This window comes from Sorangium sp. So ce381, assembly GCF_051473845.1.
Lineage (GTDB): Bacteria > Myxococcota_A > Polyangia > Polyangiales > Polyangiaceae > Sorangium > Sorangium atrum.
On sequence record NZ_CP150336.1, the window covers coordinates 3,846,727 to 3,869,297 of the forward strand.

Here is a 22,571-nt window from a genome sequence, read left to right on the forward strand (position 1 = left end):
CGAGATCATGCCCGCCGCCGCGCGCCTCACCGATCTGCACACCTGCCAGACGCACCCTGGGCCCACGCCGATCGTCACGTCGGCCAGGACGGTGAACATCGGCTTCCAGCCCGCGGCGCGGGTCGGCGACCGCGCCGCGTGCCCGGCCAGCGCCGCGATCGTCGAGGGCTCGGCGACCGTGTTCATCGAGGGCGCCATGGCCGCGCGGCTCGGCGACGAGACGGCGCCGAAGGGCGCGATCGTGACCGGGTGTCCGACGGTGAACATCGGCTCGACCCCTGAGATCGACGCATTGCTCGCCGCGTCCGCGTCGGGGACTCCATTCCTCGATTGCGAGAGCTGCCGGATGGGCGGCGCCGGGTGAAGGCGCTGCTCCACGTGACATCAGGGCTGCTCGCCGGGCGGCGCGTGCGCCTCCAGGCCGGCGAGGCGCTGCGCGTGGGGCGCCTCGGGCGGGCCGGACTCGTGATCTCGCAGGACGAGCAGATGGCGCCTGTGCACTTCGAGGTGGCCTGGGACGGCGCTGTCTGCAGGCTCCTCGATCGGAGCCGCCGGGGGACGCAGGTCGACGGCAAGGCGGTCGCCGAGGCCACGATCGGCGACGGCGCCCTCGTCGTCGCGGGGCAAACCCACTTCCTGCTGCGGCTCGTGCCCGACGATCAGGGCGCCGATCTCCCGCCCGCGCTGCCGCGCCCGCCGCCGTCGCAGGAGCTGCTCGCCGCGCGGGCCGCCGCGCTCGCGGCGCTGCAGAGCGAGCCGGAGCCGCTCTTCGCCCTCCTCGACGCCGCCCGCGACCGGCGCATCCTCACGCTGCTGCGCGCCTGCGAAGAGGAGAATCGCTCGCTCTTCGAGGGGGTCGCGGGCGAGGCGATGGCCCGGGCGGCGCCGCACCTCGTGCGGATCGAGAAGGGGTCGGCGCTCTTGCCGGTGCTTGTGAACGAGGGGTGGGGCGAGAGCTGGGGAGTCTACCTGACCGGGCGGAGGCCGCTCCGAGAAGTGCGGCAGAGACTGCGGCGGTCGCTGATCGTGAGGGATGAAGAGACGGGGAAGAGGCTCTATTTCCGCTTCTACGATCCGCGGGTGCTGCGGTCGTTCCTGCCGTCGTGTTCGGTGAGGCAGCGGAGCGAGATCGTGGGGACGGAGATCGGCGGATTCCTTGTCGAGGGCGAGGCGGGCGAGGTGCTGCGGCTCGGGTGCGGCTGACGGCGCTGGGCGCCGAGCGTCGAGGACCTCCGCCATCGCGGGCCGCGGACGGGCAGGGGGCGCGAGCGCCTCTCCCGCTGTCGTCACCTCATGATGCGCGGCTCTGCCTGACCTGCACCACCCGCCCCAGCGCGACCGCCTGGAGCGCCACCGGCTCCGCCTCCCGCTCGTCCATCGCCGGGTGCACCGCCGCGATCGCCCGCGCCCGGAAGCGCGCCGAGAGCGGCAGCGCCTCGGCGATCGAGGCCGGCAGGTAGATCACGAGCGGCTGCGTCTCTCCCGCCACGTGCAAGAGGGCGCGCAGGTGCGGCCCGCCCAGCACCTTGCGCTTCTGGTAGTGCCGCTGCTCCAGGAGCGCGCGCTCCACCTGCTCGCTCGCGAGCTCCACCCGGCCTCTCTTTCCGTGGGCGAGCGCCTCGCGGATCCTCCCGCACAGCGCTGCGGCCACGGCGGGCGCGGTCGAGACGCCCGGCGTGGCGAGGAATCTCTCGGCGGTCTCGAGCGCCGCCGCGAGCGCGTCGTCGCCGGTCGCGAGCGGCGTCGCGGTGGAGACCAGCGCCTTCAGCGTCTCGACCTCGTCGAAGGACAGCGAGAGCTCGCCCTCGACCAGCTCGAGCGGCGGCAGCGGCATGCCGCGCTTGCCGGCGGCGCGCGCGAGCGCCCCGTGCACGCCCGCGACGTCGGTGGCCGCGCCGCGATCGAGGATCTCGAAGACCTGCGCCCGATCCTCGATCTCGGCGGGCTCGTCGGAGAGGGCCGGATCGTCGGCCTCCGGATCGAGGGGCTCGTCCTCCATCGCGTCGAGCAGGCGCTGCCAGGCCGGCTTGCGGACGATGCGCGGCACGCTCTTCCGATCGAACCAGACGAGCGTCAGCGCGTCCCGCCGCGCCGCCGCCGGCGCGAACGAGGCGCTCGCGTCCGCCGCCCCGCCCGTGCCCGCGAACATCGCGCCGATGGTCTGCGGCGCCGCCGGCGCGTGCGGGATCATGCCCGCGGCGCCCGACCCGGGCTGCGGAGCGCCGGCCGCCCAGGGGCTCAACGGCTCGCCGGGCGAGGCCCTGGCGATCGGCGGGGCAGGGATCGGAGAAGGGGTGTTCGAAGGAGGGGTGTTCGAAGGAGGGGTGTTGGATGCGGCGGCGGGGGGCGGCGCCGAGGACGGGGCGACGAAGGGGAGAGGCACCTTCGTCGCCTCCTCGGTGATGTCGCCGGTCTCGCCCTCGATCGAGCTCCGCTTCGACCGGAAACGGGGCGGCTCGGCCGGCCGCGGAGCGGGCGCCTCGGGGGGGGGCGGCGCAGGCGGTCCCGCGCGAAAGGGCATGATCGTCGCCTGCGGCGCGTCGGGCGACTTCGCGTGGATGTCGAGGGTCAACGTCGACGGGCCGAGGGAGGGAGGCTTCACCTTGGGCCCGGCCGGGCCCACCCGCGGCGGCGGCTGGGGCCCCGGGGCCGAGGGGGTGGCTGCCTCGGCGGGCGCCTGCCTCGCCGGCCGCTCCAGCGAGACGCGGATCTGCCCTGACTCCTTGGGGGTCGCGAGCGGGAGCTGGCCTCGCCAGGTCAGCGTGCAGAGGAGGCGATCGGTGTCGATCAGGAGCGTGTCGCAGCGCATGGAGAGATCGCGCGGCCCGCCGGCGCGGCCGGTGACGGTCGCCCGCGGGCGGACGCCGGGAAGGCTGGTGACGAGGCGCGGGTGGCGGGGATGGAGGTTCTCGAGCACGAGCTGCTCGTCCTCGCGGAGCTGCAGCAGGCGCTGATCGAGCGGAGCGACGTTGAAGAAGGTGCGGTCGAAATCCTCCGGCAGCGGGCTCGAGAGGAGCGCTCCCGACGACCAGGCCGCCGCGTGTTTGCCGAGCCTGCGGTGCCGCAAAGGCCAGGTGGGGCCGATGGGCCCGAAGCCCACCGCCGCGATGGGGTCGTCCAGGCTGGTCACGGCCCGATCCACGGGGAGGAGGTTCGGGACGGCGGCCCTGCCGCGGGCGTCGCGCGCCTCGCGATGGATGCCCGCAGGGTTGTCCGTGTCCGGCCCGCCCGCGGCGCGCTCGTAGGCGAGCGGCATCGTCGTGAAGTGCGCTCCTTCCAGGAGCTCGCCCTCCTGGGTGAACAGGCGATCGCAGAACACCTGAATGGGTTTATCGATCTCGCCCACCGCCATCCGCGCGATCAGCGACCGCGCGGGGCTCCCGCCGGGCGCGTGGGCGTGGCCGACGAGGACGACATCGGCGCCCTGCTTGAGCGGCGCGAGATCGCTCGCCTCGATCAGGCTGCGCGCGGGGTCGTCGTCCAGGTGCGCGTCGCGCTCGCGGATCGGCTCCTGCGCGGGCGCGAGCGGCGACTCGCCCGGCGCGAGCGTGAAGGTCGCCTTGCAGACGACGGTGAGCACCCAGGTCAAGGAGCGCACCTGCCAGAGGAGCGAGGCGACGGGGAGCGGCCCGTCGGAGACGACATCCATAGGTGGGCCGACGGTACCACCACTCCGGCGGCTCGACTACGAGGCGACCGCCGACATCGCCGCTCGCCATGGCGGGGACACGCTCCTTCGGTGGACATAGAGCAAGATAGGTAAGAAGCGCGCACGACATGGGGTGATGAGGTCGTGACCAGCTCGACGGGCAACGATCTCGGCGCCCACGGCGCCGTGTCGCTCAGCCCTGCACGGCTCGCCCGACACGAATGCTCCGCGCGCTCCGATCCGCGGCCTCAGCAGATCCGCGGGAGCTGCTCGCCGGAGAGCAGATCGAGCGTGCGCCGGGTCCCGAGCCGGGTCCTCAGGACAACGCTCCCTTTCCCGTCCCCGACGATCCGACCGATGCGCGCGGCCCCCGGGCCGAGCGGGTGGTCGCGCAGGCTCGCCAGGGCGCGCTCCGTCTGGGCTTCCGGCAGGAACGCGACGAGCCGGCCCTCGCACGCCACGTAAAGCGGGTCGAGCCCGAGGAGCTCGCACGCCCCGAGGACCGCAGGTTCCACGGGGATCTGCGCTTCCTCCACCTCGACGTGGACGCCCGCGTCGAGCGCGATCTCGTTCAATACGGCCGCGAGCCCGCCCCGGGTCGGATCCCGCAGGCAGTGGACGTCGATCCCCGCGTCGATCAGCGCCGCAGCGAGGCCTTGGACCGGCGCGCAGTCGCTCTCCACGGGCTCCTCGAACGCGAGCGCCTCACGCACGGACAGCACCGCGATCCCATGCCGCCCCACGTCGCCGGACACGAGCACGGCATCGCCCGGCCGGACCCGGCGCGGCGCGATGACCACGCCCTCGGGCACCACGCCGATGCCGGCGGTGTTGATGAACAGCCCATCTCCCTTGCCCCGGTCGACCACCTTGGTGTCGCCCGTCACGAGCTCGACCCCGCACGCGTCCGCAGCAGCGCGCATCGACAGCGCGATCTGCTGGAGCTCGCCGATGGGCAGCCCCTCCTCGACGATGAAGCCGGCGCTCAGGTAAGCGGGCCGGGCGCCCGTCATGGCCAGGTCGTTCACCGTGCCATAGACGGACAGCTTGCCGATGTCGCCTCCGGGGAAGAAGCGCGGATGCACGACGTAGGTGTCCGTGGTGAACGCCAGGGACGCGCCGCCGAGCCGCACCACGGCGCCGTCATGACGGGTCGAGAGAGGAGCGCTGTCGAAGGCGGGCAGGAAGACGCGCTCGATGAGCTCACGCATGAGCCGCCCGCCGCCGCCGTGGGCAAGCTGGATCGTCCTCTCGCGCAGCGGCGCGGGGCAGCTCATCTCGAACCGCACGGCGGGGCCGCCCTCCGGTAACGGTAGTAGGCCGCGCACGCGCCTTCCGAGGAGACCATCGTGGCGCCCAGCGGGGTCTCCGGCGTGCAGCGTGTGCCGAACGCGGGGCAGTCCGGCGGCTTGATCACCCCCTGGAGCACGAGGCCGCTCTTGCAGTTGGTCGACGCTCGGGGCTCCGGGTCGCCTGACGGCGCCCTGCGCCCCGAACCGCGGTCCGACGCTCGGGGCTCCGGTTCGCCTGACGGCGCCCACCGCCGCTCTGCATCGTGGTCCGCGTACGGCGCCCGGAGCCGGAGCCCGCTCCCGGCGATGGGACCGATGCCTCGCCAGGTCCGGGGAACGATCTCGAAGACCTCCCGGATCATGCGCTGCGCGGCCTCGTTGCCGGCCTCGCGCACCGAGCGGGCGTACTGGTTCTCCACGTCGGTGCGGCCCTCCTCGAGCTGCCGGACGCACATGAAAATGCCCTGGAGGATGTCCATCGGCTCGAAGCCCGTGACCACGATGGGGACGCGGTGCTCGGCGGCGAGCGGACGGTAAGCGTCGATGCCCATCACCGTGCACACGTGGCCCGCGGCGAGGAACCCGTCGACGCGCCGATCCGGCGCCCGGAGGATCACCTCCATCGCGGGCGGCACGAGCACGTGCGACACGAGGAGCGAGAAGTTCCGGATGCCGCGGCGCCGCGCCTGGAACACCGCCATCGCGTTCGCGGGCGCCGTGGTCTCGAAGCCGACCGCGAAGAAGACGACCTCACGATCCGGCAGGCGCTCGGCGAGCGCGAGCGCGTCGAGCGGCGAGTAGACGATGCGCACGTCGCCGCCCCTCGACTTCACCGCGAACAGGTCGTCGCTCGATCCGGGGACGCGCAGCATGTCGCCGAACGAGCAGAACGTGACCTCGCGCCGCGAGGCGATCTCGAGCGCACGATCGATGAGCTCGACCGGCGTGACGCACACCGGGCAGCCAGGGCCGTGGAGGAGCGAGATCTCCGGAGGCAGGAGCTCGTCCAGGCCGAATCGGACGATGGCGTGCGTCTGACCGCCGCAGACTTCCATGATCGCCCAGGGGCGAGAGACCACCCGCCGGATCGCCTCCACGTACGGCCCGACGCGCTGAGCGTCGCGGTACTCGTCGATGAATTTCATCGCGGCTCCTCCCCCTCGCGCGCCGCGCCGAGCTCGTCGAGGTAGGAGAGCGTCCGTCGCGCCGACGCCTCGTCGATGCGGCTGATGGCGAAGCCCGCGTGCACGATCACGTAATCGCCGGCCTCCGCCTCCGGCACGTAGGCGAGGCAGATCTCCTTGACGATCCCGCCGAAAGCGACGCGGCCGAGCCGGAGATCGCCACCCGCGACGCCGAGGACCTTGCCGGGGATGCCGAGGCACATCGTCACATCTCCATCGCGTGCGATTCCACGTCCGATTCCACGTCTGATTCCACGTCCGATTCCACGTCCGATTCCGCGTCCGCACCGCGCCGCGCGGCCACGAGGACCTGGCCGAGCGACAGGCCGCCGTCGCCCGGCGGGTAGAGCCTCGGCGCGTAGACCTCCACGCCTCGCGCCGCGAGGCGCTCGCGGATCGACGCGGCGAGGAGCGCATTCTGGAAGCACCCGCCCGCGAGCACGATGCGCCCGAGGCCGCTCGCGGCAGCGAGCGCCTCGGCGACGTCCGCGAGCGCCGCGTGAAAGCGGGCCGCGATGACGCCCGGCGGCGCGCCGTCACGCCGATCGTCGAGCACCGCGTCGATCAGCGGTCCGAAGTCGAGCACCGCCGGCACACCGGGCGCGCCGGCGCGCAGCGGCAGCGGATAGCCCGCCTGCGCGCCGGCCGCCTCGGCCAGGCACTCCAGCTCCATGGCGGCCTGCCCCTCGAAGCTCGCCGCCCCGCGCAGGCCCGCGAGCGCCGCTACCCCGTCGAACAGGCGCCCCACGCTCGTCGTGCGCGGCGAGCTCGTCCCGCGCGCGAGCATGGAGAGCAGCGGGCCGAGCTCGGCCTCGCGGAACCAGGAGCGCGCGTGGTCCCGGGCGCCCTCGCCGCGGAGCTCCCACAGCAGGCCGAGCGCGGAGCGGCGCGGCTCCCTCATGGCGCGCTCGCCGCCCGGCAGCGGGAAGGAGCGGAGGTGCGCCGTGCGGCGGAACGACGCCCCGTCCACGACCAGCGCCTCGCCGCCCCAGAGGGCGCCGTCGAGCCCGTAGCCGGCTCCGTCCCACGCGAGGCCGAGGACAGGTCCGTCGAGGCCGTGCTCGGCCACGCAGGCGGCGACGTGCGCGTGGTGGTGCTGCACCCGGACGAGCGGCGCGCGGAAGGCCGCCGCGAGCTGCTCGGCGATGCGGCTGGACGCGTAGTCGGGGTGGAGATCGCAGGCGACGCGCTCCGGCCGCACCCGGAACAGGCGCGCGAGGTCGAGGGCCGTGCGCTCGATGAGCGCGGCGCCCTCCGCGGTGTGCGCGTCGCCGAGGTGCTGGCTGACGACCACCTGGCCGTCGAAGAAGAGCGCCGTCGTGCTCTTCAGGTGGCCGCCGAGGGCGAGGATCGGCGGGGCGTCGACCCGCAGCGGGAGAGGCAGCGGGGTGAAGCCGCGCGCGCGGCGGAGGAGCTCGACGCCGGCCGGCCCGACGCGGGCCACGGAGTCGTCGAGGGGGCGCACGATCGGCCGGTCGTGCACGAGGAACAGGTCGGCGATGCCGCTCAGGCGCTCCAGCGCGTCCGATGTGTCGGTGCAGATAGGCTCGTCCGAGAGGTTGCCGCTCGTGCAGACCACGGGCCGACCGACGAGCTGGAGCACCAGCCGGTGGAGCGGCGTGTAGGGCAGCAGCGCACCCAGGCGCGGCGTCCCCGGCGCGACAGCGTCGGCGACGGCGACCCGCGCGGCGGCGGGCGAGAGGCGCCGCAGCAGCACGATCGGCGCCTCGGGGCCGCGCAGCGCGTCCGCCTCCGCGGGAGACACACGGCAGGCGCCGCGCACGTCGTCGAGCGAGCCGAACATCACCGCGAACGGCTTGGCGTCGCGGCGCTTCCGCCGGCGCAGGAGCGCGACAGCGTCCGGCGATGTCGCGTCGACCAGCAGGTGGAAACCACCGAGCCCCTTCACGGCGACCACCTTCCCCGCCAGCACCGCGGCCGCGGCCTCGCGGAGCGCGCCATCAGGCGACCCGGAGCCCCGAATGCCGGGCTCCAGCGGGTCTCCGGCTGCGGCGACGAGCTGGACGCGCGGGCCGCATGCAGGGCAGGCGATGGGCTCCGCGTGGAAGCGCCGGTCCGAGGGGTCCGCGTACTCCGCGGCGCACGCGGGGCACATCGGGAAGCGATCCATCGTGGTCCTGGCCCGGTCGTACGGGATCCCCGAGAGGATCGTGTAGCGGGGGCCGCACTGCGCGCAGCTCGTGAAGGGGTAGCCGCGGCGGCGGCCGGTCTCGCTGTCCACCTCGCGGGCGCACTCCTCGCAGACGGCGAGATCCGCGGGCACCGACGGGCGCGCCCCGCTCCCCGCCTCGCTGGCGAGGATCTGGAACGGGCCGGCATCTTCCTCGGCCCGCCGCTCGATCTCGATGCGCTCGACGCGCGCGGGCGCGCTGGGCTCGCGGGTCAGGCCGGCGATGAAGGCGTGCAGGCTGCGCTCCGGCCCCTGCACCTCGATTTCGACCCCGCCGGGGCGGTTCCGCACCCAGCCGCCCAGGCCGAGCGCGGACGCGCGCCGGTACACGAACGGCCGGAAGCCGACCCCCTGGACGATGCCGTCCACGCGGAGCGCGAGGCGCGGCACGGCTACTCCACCTCCATGGCATCCAGGCCGAGCCCCAAACGCCCGAGGAGCGTCGCCTGGTCGCCGCCGCAGCGCGGGCAGAGCAGCACGTGATGGTCGGGCGCGTACGTGCCGCCGCAGGAGAGGCAGCGCGCCTCGACGCGGTGGAGCCGCAGATCGAGGCGCGCCCCCTCGGCCGGCGTGCCGCGCGCGTGCGCCGCGAAGTGGAGCGAGAGGCTCTCCGGCGAGAGCGCCTCGGCCTCGGCCACCCAGCCGCGCACCGAGACGACCCGCGTCGCCCCCTCGGCCGCGGCGCGGTCCAGCGCGGCGGAGAGCAGCTGTCGAGCGATGGAGGACTCGTGCACGGGGTCACCCTCCAAGGAACGAGAGGACGCGGGCGGCAGCCCGGGGGACCGCCGCGGCCACGTCGGGCGACAGGCCGGGCTCGTCCATCGATCCGGGCTCCGGGTCGCGTGACGGCGCCCTGCGCCCGCCGATGCTCACGCCGACGATGCGGATGTCGGGTGAGAGCCGGTCCGGCGCCGTGATGCGAGCGAGCTCGATGGCCTGCCCGACGCCGAGGCCGTGCGTCGAGACCGGGACAGGCGCACCGGCGGCGAGGTCCGAGGGCGAGAGATCGAGCACCTCCCCGGGCGGCGACGCGAGCACGGCGTCGACGACCACGACCGTCGAGGGCGTCTGGAGGAGCGCGACGAGCGCGGTCGTGTCCCTCGCCTCGACGACCTCCGCGTCGCTCGGCAGACCCCGGCGGCGCAGCGCCTCGAGCACGGCGAGGCCGGCAGCGTCGTCCCCGGCGGCGCGTTGCCCGAGGCCGATGATCCGCGTGGTCACCGCGGCGCCTCCTCGACGCGCAGGGTGAGGAAGTGCGTCGCGCAGGAGATGCAGGGGTCGTGGTTGCGCACGGCCTGCTCGGCGCGCGCGGTCGCCTCGCCGAGCGGCAGCGACGCCAAGGACGGCGACAGCGCGCAGAGGTCCTCCTCGATCGAGAGCTGGTTCTGCGACGTGGGCGGGACGATCTTGGCGTCCAGGATCGTCCCCTCGGCGTCGAGCGTGTAGCGGTGGTACAGGAAGCCGCGCGGCGCCTCGGAGCCGCCGTAGCCCGTGCCCGCGCGGAGCGCAGGAGGCGCGACGAACGGCGCCGGCGGGGGCGCGTACGCCTCGATGATCCGGATCGACTCCTCGAACGCTTGAAGGATCTCCACGAGGCGCACGAGCAGGCTCCGGAACGGGTTGCGGCACGGGAGGGCGAGGCCGGCGGCGCGCGCTGCGTCCTGGACCTCGGGGAGCAGGCGATCGAAGCTCAGGTTGAAGCGCGCGAGCGGGCCGCACAGGTAGCTGCCGCTGCCGTGGATCCTCGACCTCAGCGCGGTCGACCAGGAGACGTGCTCCTCGATGAAATGTGCGTCGTAGTCGCGCACCTCGATGCCGAGCCCGCCCGAGGAGACGAGGCGCCCCTCGGTGATCGCGTACACGTCGTCGCTGCGGAGCGCGACGAACTCGTAGGGCCGATCGAGCTCCGGGCACGGCAGCGTCGCCATCCAGGAGAGGCACGCGCGCGTGCGCTCACTCCCGGCGCGCAGCTCGGGGAGCAGGCCCTCGAGGTCCGCGCGGGACGGCGCGCTGTAGAAGCCGCCGACGCGGGTGTTGACCGGGTGGATCTCGCGGCCCCCGAGGAGCGCGACGATGGCGTTGCCCGCCTTCTTGATGGCGAGGCCCTTCGCGACCCAGTCGCGGTGATCGCGCGCCATGGCGACCGCGTCCGGGTAGCCGAGGAAGTCGGGCGCGTGCAGCAGGAAGACGTGCAGGGCGTGGCTCTCGATCCACTCGCCGCAGTAGAGGAGGCGCCTGAGCGCGCGGAGCTCGGGGCCGAGCTCGATGCCGAGCGCGTCCTCCATCGCGCGGCACGCGCTCGTGATGTACGCGACCGGGCAGATGCCGCAGATGCGGGACGTGATGTCGGGCGCCTCCGCGTAGCCCCGGCCGCGGAGGAACGCCTCGAAGAACCGCGGCGGCTCGAAGATCGAGAGGCGCGCCTCCTTCGCCCGCCCGTCCTCGATCACGAGCGTCAGCGAGCCCTCGCCCTCGACGCGGGCGAGGTAGTCGACCGCGATCGTGCGCGTCTCAGCGCTCATGCCGCTCGCTCTCCGCGCGGAACGCCGGGGCGTTCGCGTTGAAGGTGCGGTGGAGCCGCACGAGGTCGCGCTCCGGCACGCCCGCCGCCCGGAACGCGCGCGAGAGCGACTCCATGTTCGGCGCCTCCATGGGCCCGAAGCAGCCGTAGCAGCCGCGCTGGTAGGTCGGGCAGAGCGCGCCGCAGCCCGCGTGCGTCACCGGGCCGAGGCAAGGCGTCCCGGTCACCATCACGCACACGTTGCCGCGGCTCTTGCACTCGACGCAGACGCTGTGGCTCGCGACATTGGGCCGGCGCTCGTGGAGAAAGGCGCTGATCACCTCCAGGAGCTGGCGCTTGTCCACCGGGCAGCCGCGCAGCTCGAAGTCGACGGGGACGTGGTCGGCGATCGCCGTGGAGGTGGCGAGGGTCTCGATGTACGCGGGCGAGGCGTACACGACCGACAGAAACTCACGTACATCCGCGAAGTTGCGCAGCGCCTGGATGCCCCCGGCCGTGGCGCAGGCGCCGATCGTGACGAGCGACTTCGACAGCCGCCGGACCTCGCGGATCCGCTCGGCGTCGGCGGGCGTCGTGATCGACCCCTCGACCAGCGACAGGTCGAACGGCCCCTCGCGCTCGAGGCTCGTGGCCTCCTTGAAGTAGGCGATGTCGATCGCGGCGGCGAGCGCCAGGAGCTCGTCCTCGAGGTCGAGGACGCTGAGCTGACAGCCGTCGCACGAGGCGAACTTCCACACGGCGAGCTTCGGCTTCGCGCCGCGCGCCATGGCGCTCACAGCTCCCGGACCGCGAGCAGCGGTCCCACGCGGTCGTAACGGAGCACGGGGCCGTCCTTGCAGATGAAGCTCGGCCCGAGCTGGCAGCGGCCGCAGATCCCCACGGCGCACTTCATGTTCCGCTCCAGCGAGGCGTGGACGCGCTCGCCGGGGACGCCGCGGCGCTCGAGCTCGCGCGCCGTGAAGCGCATCATCACCTCCGGCCCGCAGACGAACGCGACCGCGCGGCCCGGCTCGAAGTCCGCGAGTCGCAGGAGGGCCGGCACGACCCCGACGTGCCCGCGCCACCCGGGCCCTGCGCGATCCACGGTCACGAGCACCTGCAGGTCGGCGCGACGGCTCCAGCGATCGAGCTCCCTGCGGTAGAGCAGGTCCTCGGGCCCGCGGGCGCCGTAGAGCAGCGCGACGCGGCCATAGGCGTCCCGGTGCCGGAGGATGTGGCAGAGCGCCGGCCGCAGCGGCGCCATCCCGAGCCCGCCGGCGAGGAGCAGCACGTCCGCGCCGCGCGCCTCGTCGACGGGCCACGGGCTCCCGAACGGGCCGCGCAGCCCGAGCGCCATGCCCGCGCGGAGGCGCCCGAGCGCGCGCGTGACCGGGCCGACCTCGCGGATCGTGTGCAGGAGCCGATCGGGCCGCGCGGGATCCCCGCTGATCGAGATCGCGACCTCGCCGACCCCGAAGGCGTAGAGCATGTTGAACTGGCCGGGCGCGAACACGAGGCCGCCCGGGCGGCCCGGCAGGTCGATCGTCGCCGTGAAGGTCGTCGCCGTGTCGCGGTGGACGCGCCGCACGCGCGCCGGCTCCGGCGCCCAGGGGTTCGGCGCCGCCGGGCGACCCGCAGCCCCAGGCGGCGAGCCGGGGCTCCTGGGGATGGCGGCGTCCGGCGCGAAGGGCAGCGGGATGTCCCGCGGCACGAAGGTCATGGCTCGGCCCTGTAGACGTCGAGCCGCTGCAGCCGCACGCGCTCCAGCCGCGCGTAGAGCTGCCGCAGGAGGCGCAGGGACACGGCGTACCCGAGCGCGGGATCGGCGTCCGAGCACGCCCGCAGGTGCGCCGCGTCGAGCCCGATCGAGCGGACCGGCGTGACCGCCCGCGCGTCGAGCACCCATCGCCGCGGCGGGAAGAGCCAGTGCAGGCCCAGGATGTCCCCGCCCACAAGGCTCTCGACCTGCACCGGATCGCGGCCGGGGCGGTGGATCTCGAGCGTCACGCGCCCCTGCGCGAGCAGGTAGAGCGTGTCCGCCTCGCCTCCCTCCCGGAGGAGGAACGCCCCCTCCGGGAAGCTCCGCGCAAACGCGCCCTCGGCCAGGCACGCGAGGTGCGCGGCCGGGAGCCCGTCCAGGAACGGGTGGGCTCCGAGAATGGAGAGGAGCTCCTCCGCCTTCATCGGCTCCTACCCCTTCCCGGCGGCGACGGCGCCGTCTCCGGCCCGGATGGCGGCCGCCTCTTCGGTGATGTCGATCCCGACGGGGCACCACGTGATGCACCGGCCGCAGCCGACACAGCCGGACGTGCCGAACTGATCGATCCACGTGGCCAGCTTGTGCGTGAGCCATTGCCTGTAGCGGGCCCGGAGCGAGGCGCGGACGCTGCCGCCGTGCAGGTACGAGTGGTCGAGGGAGAAGCACGAGTCCCAGCGCCGGAAGCGCTCGGCCGTCTCGCCGGAGGGACCCAGGTCCCCGCCCTCGTCGACCGGGAGATCTGTCGCGTCCTCGATCGTGCTGCAGAAGCACGTCGGGCACGCGAGCGTGCAGTTCGTGCATCCGAGGCAGCGCTCGGCCACGTCATCCCAGCGGGGGTGCTCGAGGTTGCGATAGAAGAGCTCCTTGATGCCGTCCGTATCGAGCTTCCTGCCCATCTGGGTCGCCGTGCGGCGCGAGATCTCGAAGGCTGCGCGGGCGTCGTCCTCGCCCGCGGTGGAAGCGCCAGCGCGAGCGAGCAAGGAAGCGCCGGCGTCGCTGCCCACCTCGACGAAGAAACGGTGGCCATCGTCGAGCAGCTCGGTCAGCGCGAGGTCGAAGCCACGCTCTGCGCGCGGCCCCGCACGCATCGACACACAGAAGCACGTCCCGCCGGCCTGTCCGCACTGCACCGCGATCACGAAGAGGCCCCTGCGGCGCGCCACGTAGTCGGGATCCGGATGCGGGCCGTCGATGAAGACGCGGTCCTGCACGTCGATCGCGGCAAGATCACACGCCCGAGCGCCGAGGACGGCGAGGCGCGGAGGGGCCTCGGCCTCGTCGGTCCGCGAGATGGATCCGCCTCGCCGCCTGAGCTGCACCAGGCGAAGCCGGGGGACGAACAGGAGGTGCTTGAGCGACCGAGGCCCGACCGCGTAGCCGAACAGAGCCTCGTCGGCGCGCCTGGCGAGCCGGTAGCGGCCGGCATCCTGCTGCTCGGTCCAGCCGGCTGGGAGCTCCTCCGCGCCCTGGATCTCGTCGTACACGATGGCCCCGCCGCGGAGCGTGGGACCGATGAGGCGGTATCCCTCCTCCCGCAGGCCCTGGAGGAGCGCCGCGATCCCCGGCCGGCCGAGCACCGCGTGATCGCCAGGATGAAAGCCGGTCTCTGCGCCGCTCATGCGGGGCCGGTGAGCACGGTACGTGCCGCTGGATTCGAGCAGCAGACGACCAACACCCGCACCGCGGCGGGTCCGCTTGTTGCTCCGATGCACGCACGGGCGATCGAGCGTCCGCCGGCGCAGTAGCGGCGAGCGGAGGCATCCAGATCTCGATGAGGAGACACGGTGACCGCACACGTCCTCTGGTTCGATTCTTTGTCTCGCGCGGATGTCGCGTCCGCCGGCGGAAAAGGCAGCAACCTCGGGGAGCTCACGCGCGCCGGCCTGCCCGTGCCTCCGGGCTTCGTCATCACCGCGGACGCGTACCTCGCGGCGATGGACGCCGCGGGCGTGCGAAAGCAGCTCGTCGCGCTCTTCACCGAGGCCGATCCGAGCGACCCGGCCGGGCTGCGCGCGACCTGCGCCGCGCTGCGGCGCCTCGTCCGGGCCGCGCCGCTCCCGGCAGCGATCCAGGCGGAGATCGTCGATGCCTACCGGAGGCTGGGGATTGACGGCATCGTGGCCGTCCGATCGTCCGCTACCTCGGAGGACTCGGCCTCGACCTCGTTCGCCGGCATGCACGAGACGTACACCCACGTGACCGGCGAGCAAGCGCTGCTGGATCGGGTGCGCGACTGCTGGGCCTCCGCCTTCGGCGAGCGCGTGGTCAGCTACCGGAAATCCCAGCGCCTGACGGAGGAGCCCGCCCTGGCGGTCGTCGTGCAGCGCATGGTGAGCTCCGAGCGCTCCGGCGTCATCTTCACCGCGGATCCCGCCACGAAGGACACGTCACGCATCGTCATCGAGGCGGCGTTCGGGCTCGGCGAGGTCGTGGTCGGCGGGCAGGTCGAGCCGGACACGTACACGGTCGCGAAGCGCGGACCGCGGCTCCTGGAGGCGCGCATCGGCCACAAGGCGTTCAAGCTGGTGCGCGCGCTGGACGGCGGAGAGCAGCGCGTGGATCTGCCGGAGGACGAGGGCGCGCGGCGCGTGCTCGACGACGACGAGGTGCTCGAGCTCGCGCGCCTCGCGCTGCAGGTCGAAGCGCATTACGACGCCCCCCAGGACATCGAGTGGGCCGTCGAAGGGGGGGCGACGTACCTGGTGCAAACCCGCCCGATCACCACGCTGGGCGCGCCGCACCCCGCCGCCGGAGAGCTCCTCGTCTCGGGGCTCGGCGCGTCCCCGGGCACGGCCTCCGGGACGGTGCGCGTGCTCCGCTCGCCGGAGGAGGGGCAACGGCTGAAGGCCGGCGAGGTCCTCGTGGCGCCCATGACGTCGCCCGACTGGGTGCCCGCCATCCGGCGCGCGGCGGCCCTCGTCACGGACAGCGGCGGGATGACCTGCCACGCCGCGATCGTCAGCCGCGAGCTCCGCATCCCCTGTGTCGTGGGCACGCGCGCCGCCACGCGGATCCTGCGGGACGGCGAGATCGTCACCGTCGACGGCGCGCACGGCAAGGTCCTCGAAGGGGCCCGGGCCGCCGCGGAGGCGCCCGGCGCCGCTCCGGACGGGGCGCCCGCGGATGCGGGAGCCGGGCCCGCCGCGAAGGCCGAGGCGCGGGTCGAACGCGCGCCGGCCGCCGCCGGCTCGCGCGCGGCTTCGCCGGCGGTGCTCGGCACGCGGCTCTACGTGAACCTGGCGATCGCCGAGCGCGCCGAGGAGGTGGCCGCGTTGCCCGTGGACGGCGTGGGGCTGCTCCGGGCCGAGTTCATGCTGCTCGACGCGCTCGGCGGCGTGCACCCGAAGGCCCTGATCGCGTCCGGCGGCCGCGACGAGTTCCTCCAGAAGATGTCGGCCGCGCTGCTCCGCATCACCCGCGCCTTCCAGCCCCGTCCGGTCATCTACCGGACCTACGATTTCCGTACGAACGAGTTCCGCGGGCTCAAGGGGGGTGAGCAATTCGAGCCCGCCGAGGAGAACCCGATGATCGGATACCGCGGCTGCTACCGGTATGTCCGCGAGCCGGAGCTGTTCGCGCTCGAGCTCGAGGTGCTCGCCCGCGTCCGCGAGGAGACGCCGAACCTGCATGTCATGATCCCCTTCGTCCGCACGCGCTGGGAGCTCGCCGCCTGCCTGGAGCTCATCGACCGGAGCCCGCTCGGCCGCCAGCGCGGGCTGCACCGGTGGGTCATGGCCGAGGTGCCCTCCGTCGCGTTCTGGATCCCGGAGTACGCGCGCATGGGCGTCGACGGCGTCTCGATCGGCTCGAACGATCTGACCCAGCTCATGCTCGGGGTGGACCGCGACTCCGCGGTGTGCGCCGAGCTGTTCGACGAGTCCGACGCCGCGGTGCTCGACGCCATCGGGCGGATCATCACGGCGTGCAGGGCGGCCGGGATCACCTCCTCGCTCTGCGGCCAGGCGCCGTCGAACCGCCCCGAGTTCGCCGAGCACCTCGTGCGGCTCGGCATCACCTCCGTCTCGGTGAACCCGGACGCCGAGCCCGCGGCGCGCCAGGTCATCGCGGCGGCCGAGCGGCGGCTCTTGCTCGATGCGGCGCGGCGGCCCTGAGGGCCGGAGAGGGGCGCCCGCTATCGTCCCAGGACGAAGCCGAACTTGAAGGGATCGAGCGGGTCGACGAGCAGCTGCTGGAGGCCGGTGAGGTACGCCCGTCCGATGAAGACCGGCTCGACCGCGCGCGTCTCGCCCAGCTGCGCTTGCCGGACGAGCCTCCCGACGAACCTCGTCCCCAGGATACTCTCGTTGACGAACTCGGCGCCCAGAGCGAGCTCCCCCCGCGCGTGGAGCATGGCCATGGCGGCCGAGGTGCCCGTACCGCACGGCGAGCGGTCGAGCTGGCCCGCTCCGAAGATGACGGCGTTCTTCGCGCGGCGGCCCCCGGGTGCCGCCTCGTAGATCTCGACCATCTCGACCGTGGTGATGTGCGGCGCCGTCGGGTGGTACACCCGGATCGCCTCGTTGACGGCCCTCCTCAGCCTCACGCCCAGCTCGATCAGCTTCGCTGCGTTCTCCGGACGGATCGAGACCCCGAGGTCCTCCGCCCTGACCAAGGCGAAGAAGTTGCCACCGAACGCCACGGCGACGCCGACCTCCCCGCAGCCGGGGACCTCGACCTCGACGCCGTCGGCATAGAGGAAGGATGGGACATTGACCACCTCCACATCGGCCACCTGCTGCCCTTCCACCCGCGCGTGCGTCTCTACGGTCCCTGCGGGCGTATCGAATACCAGGACGCTCTCCTGCGCGTGGTGCAGGGCTGCGCCGGTCTCGAGGAGCGCGGTCGCGACGCAGATGATCCCGTGGCCGCACATGTCGGGGTAGCCTCTTCCTTCCATGAAGATCACGCCGTGATGGGCGCCGGCCGTCACAGGCGGCGTGAGCACGGCGCCGAGCATGTCGCCGTGACCCCTGGGCTCCTGTACGACCAGCGTGCGGAGGTGATCCAGGTGCGCGCGCATGTACTCCTTTCTATCGGCCATGGTGGCTCCCGGTAGGGGCGGCAAACCGCTCATGATGATGCGGTTCGGCTCGCCACCGCTGTGGGTGTCGATGGCAGAGAGGACATGTGACAGACTTGCCATGGGTGCTCCTGGGTCCGCCTGCTCGCGCCAGCTCGTTCTGGCGTGCTCCGCTGCTGCGTAACCGCCAAGTGCGCATATGGGACGCGCCGCGGCGGACGTCACGTCGGGCGCGTGGCGACAGGCGTTCCGAGGCGCCGGACAGGCGTGGTTAAGAGGGGCGATGGATCTGCCCGGTCATGCGCGGCGGTCAGCTTGACATCCACGCCATGCGCTCAATAGGCGCTCGGCGATATGGTCCCTGGCCAACCCCCTTCGCCCCGTCGCCGGCTGCGCCTGTTTGCCGCCTGCGCGGCGCTCGCCGCCGGGGCGTGCGGCTCGAACCGCGGCGAACGCAGCTCGGGGGACGGGCGCGACGCCATCGTCATCGGCTCGGCGGTCCCGCTCACCGGCTCCAGCGCCAAGATGGGGCAGGACATGAGACAGGCCATCGAGATGGCCGTCGACGAGATCAACGGTCGCGGCGGCGTGCTGGATCGCAGGCTGGAGGTCAGGTTCGAGGACGACGCCTGCGACGCAGAGGCCGCGGTGGCCGCGGCCCACAAGCTCGCCGCGCGGGGCGCCGTCGCGGCCATCTCCGGCTATTGCAGCGGCGCCCTCCTGCCCGCCGAGCCTGTCTATCACGGCGCCCGCATGGGCGCTGTCGTCCCGGCGGCCAACGCGGTCAAGCTGACGATGCAGGGGTTTGACAACATCAACCTGATGCTCCCGAACAACCAGGTCCAGGCCCGCACGGCCGCCGACTTCCTCACCTCCACGCTGGGCAAACGGAGGATCGCCATCCTCCACGACAACTCCGCGTTCGCGAGGGAGCTGGCCGATCTCACGCGGGAGGAGCTCCGCGGAAAGGCCAGCGTCGTCGCCTTCGATGCGGTGACGCCCGGCGAGCGGGACTTCTCCGCCGTGCTGACGCACCTCAAGGCCAGGCGCCCGGACGCCATCTACTGGACTGGATACTACGCCGAGGGGGGCCTCATCATCAGGCAGGCCCGTGGTCAGGGCATCGACGCCTCAATCATGGTCGGCGACGGCTCGCGCGACGCCGCCCTCATCGCCACCGCCGGCCTCGCCAGCGCAGAGGGCGTGTTCGTCACGAGCCCCCCGAGCGCGGCCGAGCTCCCGGGCGCCGCGGGCTGGGCGCGGCGCTACGCGGCGGCTCACGGCGAGCCAGGCCCTTACAGCGCGCAGGCGTACGACGCCGCGCACATCGTCGCAGCGGCCATCCAGGCGGCGGGCTCCACCGACCGCGCCGCGGTCGCCGCGGCCATTCGCGCCATTCACCACGATGGCGTGACCGGCGCGGTCTCCTTCGACGCCTCCGGCAGGCGCCAGAACGCGGCCTTCGTGGTCCTCGAGATCAGGAAGGGCAGATTCGCGCTCGTCCAGGGGCCCGCCGCCCCGCGCGCCGATGCCGCGCCCTCTCCGCCGCCGCGCGCGGCGGCGGAGCCCGGGCCCCCCGCTCGCTCCACGAGCCGCCTCTCGAACGCGCTCGAGCAGCTCTTGAACGCGCTGGTCATCGGTTCGTTCTACGCCCTGGTCGCCCTGGGATACAGCATGGTTTACGGGATCATGCGCATGATCAACTTCGCTCACGGCGACCTCTACGCGCTCGGCGCCTTCGTCGGCTACAGCGCCCTCGCACTCGCGAGCGGGTCCTTCCTCGGCGCGGGCGCGCTCGGGATCGGCCTCGCCTTGCTCGCCGCCATGGCCGTCACGGGCGGCGTGGGCGCGCTGATGGAGCGGGTCGCCTATCGCCCGCTGCGCCGCTCTCCCAAGCTCGTCCTCCTCATCACGGCCGTCGGCATGTCGCTCCTCCTGGAGAATGCCATCATGCTCTTCGAGCCCTGGGGGCCCAGCTTCCGTGTATATCCCGTCACCCTGACGCGAGCCGGGACGTCGCTGCTGGGCGTCCACGTGGGATATGCCCACATGGCCATCCTGGCGACCGCGCTCGCGCTGATGTGGGCCTTGCGCAGGATCATCGGGGGGTCCACCGTCGGCCTGGCCATGCGGGCCACGGCCTTCGACGCCGAGACAGCCCAGCTGATGGGCATCGACGTCGACAGGATGATCTCCCTCGCGTTCCTCCTGGGAGCCGTCATGGCGGCGGCGGGTGGCGTGATGGCCGGCCTGTATTATGGCCAGATCAACTTCCTGATGGGCTTCATCGTCGGGATCAAGGCGTTCACCGCCTCGGTCCTTGGTGGGATCGGGAACCTCTCGGGCGCCGTGGTGGGCGGGATGATGCTCGGGCTCCTGGAGGTCATCGGGACGCGGAGCGTGGGCGGCCAGTGGAAGGATGTCTTCGCGTTCGCCGCCCTCATCGCGATCCTGCTCATCAAGCCCACCGGGCTGCTCGGCGAGCGCGTCGGCAAGAGGATGTGAGGGTGGGGCGCCTCGCTGCGCTCGGCTCCGGCGCAGGGCGGCTCGCCCGGCGGTGGGGGGCCGCAGCGCTGCTGTTGCTCGCGGTCGCCTTGCCGCTCGGGGTGCAGGATCCTTATTTCATGGACATCGCGGTCATGGCCCTCATTTACATGACGGTGGCCGTGGGCCTGAACGTCGTCGTCGGTTATGCCGGCCTCCTCGATCTCGGGCACGCAGCATACTTCGCCGTCGGCGCGTACACGGCGGCGCTCCTCACCCAGCGCGCCGGGCTTTCCTTCACGCTGGCCTTGCCCGCCAGCGGCGCCGTCGCCATGGCGCTGGGCTCCCTCATCGGCCTCCTCGTGCTCCGGCTCCGCCGCGATTATCTGGCCATCGTGACGCTGGGCTTCGGCGAGATCACCAGGATCACCGCCACCAACCTGGACGCGCTCGGCGGCCCCAGCGGCATCTTCGGCCTCGCTCCTCCGTCGCTCCTCGGGCTCCGGCTGGAGCGACCCGTGCACTACTACTACACGACGCTGGCATTGCTGGTCATCGCCGCGTGCGCCGCGGCTCGCCTGCGCGAATCCCGCATCGGACGAGCCTGGGCCTTCTTGCGGGAAGACGAGGAGGCCGCAGAGGCCATGGGCATTCGCACGTTGAGCTACCGGCTCCTCGCCTACCAGATAGGCACCTTCTGCGCCGGCGTCGCCGGCGCGATCTTCGCGATGAAGATGACCGCCGTCGCCCCGGCGAGCTTCGGCTTCATGCGCTCCGTCCTCTTTCTCCTGGCCGTGATCGTGGGCGGCGCCGGCAGCGTGCCCGGCGCCATCCTGGGCGGCGCGCTGGTCACGATCCTCCCCGAGCTCCTCCGGCCGGTCGCCGGGTTCCGCTATCTGATCTTCGGCGCGGCGCTCGTGCTGCTCATGCTCTTCCGCCCGACCGGGCTGTGGCCCGCTCCGAGGGGAGCAGAGGAGTAGCGCCGTGGCGCTGCTGGAGGTCGAGGAAATGAGCCTTCGTTTCGGCGGCCACACCGCGATCCGGTCCCTGAGCTTCTCCGTGGAGGCGGGAGAGACGCTGGGGCTCATCGGCCCGAACGGCGCCGGCAAGACGTGCGTGTTCAACTGCATCAGCGGCTTTTATCGTCCCTCCGCCGGCTCGATCGTGTTCGGCGGGAGATCGCTGTTGCGCCTGCGCCCCGACGAGCGCGCGGCCCTGGGGCTGGCCCGCACCTTCCAGAACCTGCGCCTGTTCCCCCAGCTCTCTGCGGAGGAGAACGTCCTGTCCGGCACGCACTGCCGCACCCGGGCCAGGCTCGTCTCCTCCGTGCTGCGCCTGCCCTCGCAGGTGCGCGAGGAGCGGGAGGCCCGAGCGCAGGCCCGGCGCTGGCTGGAGTTCGTCGGCCTCGCCGGCGAGGCCAGGCGGGCGGCCGGCAACCTGCCCTACGGCGCCCAGCGCCGCCTGGAGATCGCCCGCGCCATGGCGGTCCGCCCCACGCTGCTGCTCCTCGACGAGCCGGCCGCGGGGCTGAGCACGCCGGAGAAGATCGCGCTCACGGATGTCATCCACAGGATCCGCGACGCCGGCGTCACCCTCCTCCTCATCGATCACGACATGACCCTGATCATGTCGATCACCTCCAGGCTGATCGTGCTGGATCATGGAGAGAAGCTCGCCGAGGGGGCGCCGGCCGAGATCCGGCGCGACCCGAGGGTGATCGATGCCTACCTCGGGAGGGAGTCGGATGAGGACATCGAACAAGCTCCTTGAGCTGAAGGGCGTCCATGCCTTCCATGGCACGGTCGAGGCGCTCAAGGGCGTCGACCTCCACGTCGACGAGGGGGAGATCGTGACCCTCCTGGGCAACAACGGCGCTGGCAAGAGCACGGTCCTCGGGGCCATCTCGGGCATCGTGAAGCCCGCACAGGGCGAGATCTGGTTTCGGGGCAAGGACATCTCCGGGCGTCGCCCCGAAGACATCGTCCGCATGGGCGTCGTGCAAGCGCCCGAGGGCCGGCGCGTCTTCGAGCCGCTCACCGTCGAGGAGAACCTCCTCGTGGGGGCGTTCTCGGTCCGAGCGCAGCGGGAGCGCGTGAAGGAGGACATGCGCAGGATCTACGCGATGTTCCCCCAGCTCATCGGGCTGCGGAGCCACCTGGCAGGCACGCTCTCCGGAGGCGAGCAGCAGATGCTCGCCCTCGGCCGCGCGCTGATGGCCCGCCCCGTGCTCCTCATGCTCGACGAGTCGTCCATGGGGCTCTCGCCGAACCTGCGGCGCTTCATCTTCCGGACGGTCCGGGAGATCAACGAGGCAGGCACGACCGTGCTCATGGTCGAGCAGCACGCCCGCGCGGCGCTCCGCGTGGCGAGCCGCGCGTATGTCCTGGAGGCGGGCCGCATCACCCTGCAGGGCTCCGCTGGCGAGCTGAGCACGGACCTGGCCGTGAGCTCCGCCTACCTCGGCGGTCGAGGATAGCCCATAGCGTGCCTCC

General features: G+C 72.9%; 20 protein-coding genes. 7 read left to right on the plus strand and 13 right to left on the minus strand.

Annotated elements, in window-relative coordinates; translation table 11 throughout:
• The first annotated feature begins 7 nt into the window (after positions 1-7).
• Together WMF29_RS14580 and WMF29_RS14585 are read left to right on the plus strand one after the other, a co-directional pair.
• Positions 8-364, plus strand: coding sequence for a PAAR domain-containing protein (locus WMF29_RS14580; protein ID WP_272103715.1), 357 nt, complete (start codon positions 8-10; stop codon positions 362-364).
• A gap of 14 nt (positions 365-378) precedes the next feature.
• A complete protein-coding gene (locus tag WMF29_RS14585; protein WP_437329405.1) occupies positions 379-1,203 on the plus strand; it encodes a DUF4123 domain-containing protein in 825 nt (274 codons plus the stop codon).
• An 88-nt stretch (positions 1,204-1,291) separates the two neighbouring features.
• Here the strand turns inward: WMF29_RS14585 and WMF29_RS14590 are convergent, their stop codons facing one another.
• The 12 genes from WMF29_RS14590 to WMF29_RS14645 form a co-directional block, all read right to left on the minus strand.
• A complete protein-coding gene (locus WMF29_RS14590) occupies positions 1,292-3,649 on the minus strand; it encodes a DUF2169 family type VI secretion system accessory protein (protein ID WP_437329406.1) in 2,358 nt (785 codons plus the stop codon).
• Positions 3,650-3,897: 248 nt separating this feature from the next.
• Entirely contained in the window at positions 3,898-4,926 is a 1,029-nt protein-coding gene (hypE, locus tag WMF29_RS14595) for a hydrogenase expression/formation protein HypE (RefSeq protein WP_437329407.1), read from the minus strand.
• Positions 4,923-6,086 carry a hydrogenase formation protein HypD gene (hypD, locus tag WMF29_RS14600; protein ID WP_437329408.1) on the minus strand — a complete coding sequence of 388 codons (1,164 nt, stop codon included), beginning with the start codon at positions 6,084-6,086 and terminating at the stop codon, positions 4,923-4,925. Before hypD ends, hypE begins: the two co-directional genes overlap by 4 nt.
• The gene (locus WMF29_RS14605; protein WP_272103886.1) at positions 6,083-6,328 is read right to left on the minus strand and encodes a HypC/HybG/HupF family hydrogenase formation chaperone; all 246 of its coding nucleotides are present in this window, start codon (positions 6,326-6,328) and stop codon (positions 6,083-6,085) included. Before WMF29_RS14605 ends, hypD begins: the two co-directional genes overlap by 4 nt.
• A 2-nt stretch (positions 6,329-6,330) precedes the next feature.
• Positions 6,331-8,706, minus strand: a complete 2,376-nt coding sequence (gene hypF, locus WMF29_RS14610; protein WP_437329409.1) for a carbamoyltransferase HypF — start codon at positions 8,704-8,706, stop codon at positions 6,331-6,333.
• A 2-nt stretch (positions 8,707-8,708) separates the two neighbouring features.
• Positions 8,709-9,050, minus strand: a complete 342-nt coding sequence (locus WMF29_RS14615) for a hydrogenase maturation nickel metallochaperone HypA (protein WP_437329410.1) — start codon at positions 9,048-9,050, stop codon at positions 8,709-8,711.
• A gap of 4 nt (positions 9,051-9,054) precedes the next feature.
• Positions 9,055-9,537 (minus strand): hydrogenase maturation protease, encoded by a 483-nt coding sequence (locus WMF29_RS14620; RefSeq protein ID WP_437329411.1) that lies wholly within the window; start codon positions 9,535-9,537, stop codon positions 9,055-9,057.
• Complete coding sequence (locus WMF29_RS14625; RefSeq protein ID WP_437329412.1) at positions 9,534-10,838, minus strand: Ni/Fe hydrogenase subunit alpha; 1,305 nt, start codon at positions 10,836-10,838, stop codon at positions 9,534-9,536. Before WMF29_RS14625 ends, WMF29_RS14620 begins: the two co-directional genes overlap by 4 nt.
• Positions 10,828-11,604 carry an oxidoreductase gene (locus WMF29_RS14630; RefSeq protein ID WP_437329413.1) on the minus strand — a complete coding sequence of 259 codons (777 nt, stop codon included), beginning with the start codon at positions 11,602-11,604 and terminating at the stop codon, positions 10,828-10,830. Before WMF29_RS14630 ends, WMF29_RS14625 begins: the two co-directional genes overlap by 11 nt.
• A 5-nt stretch (positions 11,605-11,609) precedes the next feature.
• Positions 11,610-12,536 carry an FAD/NAD(P)-binding protein gene (locus WMF29_RS14635; protein WP_437329414.1) on the minus strand — a complete coding sequence of 309 codons (927 nt, stop codon included), beginning with the start codon at positions 12,534-12,536 and terminating at the stop codon, positions 11,610-11,612.
• Positions 12,533-13,000 (minus strand): cyclic nucleotide-binding domain-containing protein, encoded by a 468-nt coding sequence (locus WMF29_RS14640; RefSeq protein ID WP_437329415.1) that lies wholly within the window; start codon positions 12,998-13,000, stop codon positions 12,533-12,535. Before WMF29_RS14640 ends, WMF29_RS14635 begins: the two co-directional genes overlap by 4 nt.
• Before the next feature lie 6 nt (positions 13,001-13,006).
• A complete protein-coding gene (locus tag WMF29_RS14645) occupies positions 13,007-14,194 on the minus strand; it encodes a 4Fe-4S dicluster domain-containing protein (protein WP_437329416.1) in 1,188 nt (395 codons plus the stop codon).
• 165 nt (positions 14,195-14,359) lie between these two features.
• On the opposite strand from WMF29_RS14645, the gene ppsA reads away from it, so the two are divergent.
• Positions 14,360-16,687 carry a phosphoenolpyruvate synthase gene (gene ppsA, locus WMF29_RS14650; protein WP_437329417.1) on the plus strand — a complete coding sequence of 776 codons (2,328 nt, stop codon included), beginning with the start codon at positions 14,360-14,362 and terminating at the stop codon, positions 16,685-16,687.
• A 20-nt stretch (positions 16,688-16,707) separates the two neighbouring features.
• Here the strand turns inward: ppsA and WMF29_RS14655 are convergent, their stop codons facing one another.
• The gene (locus tag WMF29_RS14655; protein WP_437329418.1) at positions 16,708-17,718 is read right to left on the minus strand and encodes a proline racemase family protein; all 1,011 of its coding nucleotides are present in this window, start codon (positions 17,716-17,718) and stop codon (positions 16,708-16,710) included.
• A gap of 231 nt (positions 17,719-17,949) precedes the next feature.
• Between WMF29_RS14655 and WMF29_RS14660 the strand changes: the two genes are divergently transcribed.
• The 4 genes from WMF29_RS14660 to WMF29_RS14675 are packed head-to-tail and all read left to right on the plus strand — an operon-like array spanning position 17,950 to position 22,555.
• Positions 17,950-20,100: an ABC transporter substrate-binding protein gene (locus WMF29_RS14660; protein WP_437329419.1), complete on the plus strand. Its 2,151-nt coding sequence runs from the start codon at positions 17,950-17,952 to the stop codon at positions 20,098-20,100.
• A 2-nt stretch (positions 20,101-20,102) separates the two neighbouring features.
• Entirely contained in the window at positions 20,103-21,059 is a 957-nt protein-coding gene (locus tag WMF29_RS14665) for a branched-chain amino acid ABC transporter permease (RefSeq protein WP_437329420.1), read from the plus strand.
• 4 nt (positions 21,060-21,063) lie between these two features.
• Positions 21,064-21,849, plus strand: coding sequence for an ABC transporter ATP-binding protein (locus WMF29_RS14670; protein ID WP_437329421.1), 786 nt, complete (start codon positions 21,064-21,066; stop codon positions 21,847-21,849).
• Positions 21,824-22,555, plus strand: coding sequence for an ABC transporter ATP-binding protein (locus tag WMF29_RS14675; protein ID WP_437329422.1), 732 nt, complete (start codon positions 21,824-21,826; stop codon positions 22,553-22,555). Before WMF29_RS14670 ends, WMF29_RS14675 begins: the two co-directional genes overlap by 26 nt.
• Positions 22,556-22,571: the final 16 nt, after the last annotated feature.

Bases quoted from the DNA above. Each gene is read 5' to 3' on its own strand.
- WMF29_RS14580 (WP_272103715.1), top strand. From the start codon at position 8: ATGCCCGCCGCCGCGCGCCTCACCGATCTGCACACCTGCCAGACGCAC.
- WMF29_RS14590 (WP_437329406.1), bottom strand. From the start codon at position 3,649: ATGGATGTCGTCTCCGACGGGCCGCTCCCCGTCGCCTCGCTCCTCTGG.
- hypE (WP_437329407.1), bottom strand. From the start codon at position 4,926: ATGAGCTGCCCCGCGCCGCTGCGCGAGAGGACGATCCAGCTTGCCCAC.
- hypD (WP_437329408.1), bottom strand. From the start codon at position 6,086: ATGAAATTCATCGACGAGTACCGCGACGCTCAGCGCGTCGGGCCGTAC.
- WMF29_RS14605 (WP_272103886.1), bottom strand. From the start codon at position 6,328: ATGTGCCTCGGCATCCCCGGCAAGGTCCTCGGCGTCGCGGGTGGCGAT.
- WMF29_RS14625 (WP_437329412.1), bottom strand. From the start codon at position 10,838: ATGAGCGCTGAGACGCGCACGATCGCGGTCGACTACCTCGCCCGCGTC.
- WMF29_RS14630 (WP_437329413.1), bottom strand. From the start codon at position 11,604: ATGGCGCGCGGCGCGAAGCCGAAGCTCGCCGTGTGGAAGTTCGCCTCG.
- WMF29_RS14635 (WP_437329414.1), bottom strand. From the start codon at position 12,536: ATGACCTTCGTGCCGCGGGACATCCCGCTGCCCTTCGCGCCGGACGCC.
- WMF29_RS14640 (WP_437329415.1), bottom strand. From the start codon at position 13,000: ATGAAGGCGGAGGAGCTCCTCTCCATTCTCGGAGCCCACCCGTTCCTG.
- WMF29_RS14645 (WP_437329416.1), bottom strand. From the start codon at position 14,194: ATGAGCGGCGCAGAGACCGGCTTTCATCCTGGCGATCACGCGGTGCTC.
- WMF29_RS14655 (WP_437329418.1), bottom strand. From the start codon at position 17,718: ATGGCAAGTCTGTCACATGTCCTCTCTGCCATCGACACCCACAGCGGT.
- WMF29_RS14660 (WP_437329419.1), top strand. From the start codon at position 17,950: ATGGTCCCTGGCCAACCCCCTTCGCCCCGTCGCCGGCTGCGCCTGTTT.
- WMF29_RS14675 (WP_437329422.1), top strand. From the start codon at position 21,824: ATGAGGACATCGAACAAGCTCCTTGAGCTGAAGGGCGTCCATGCCTTC.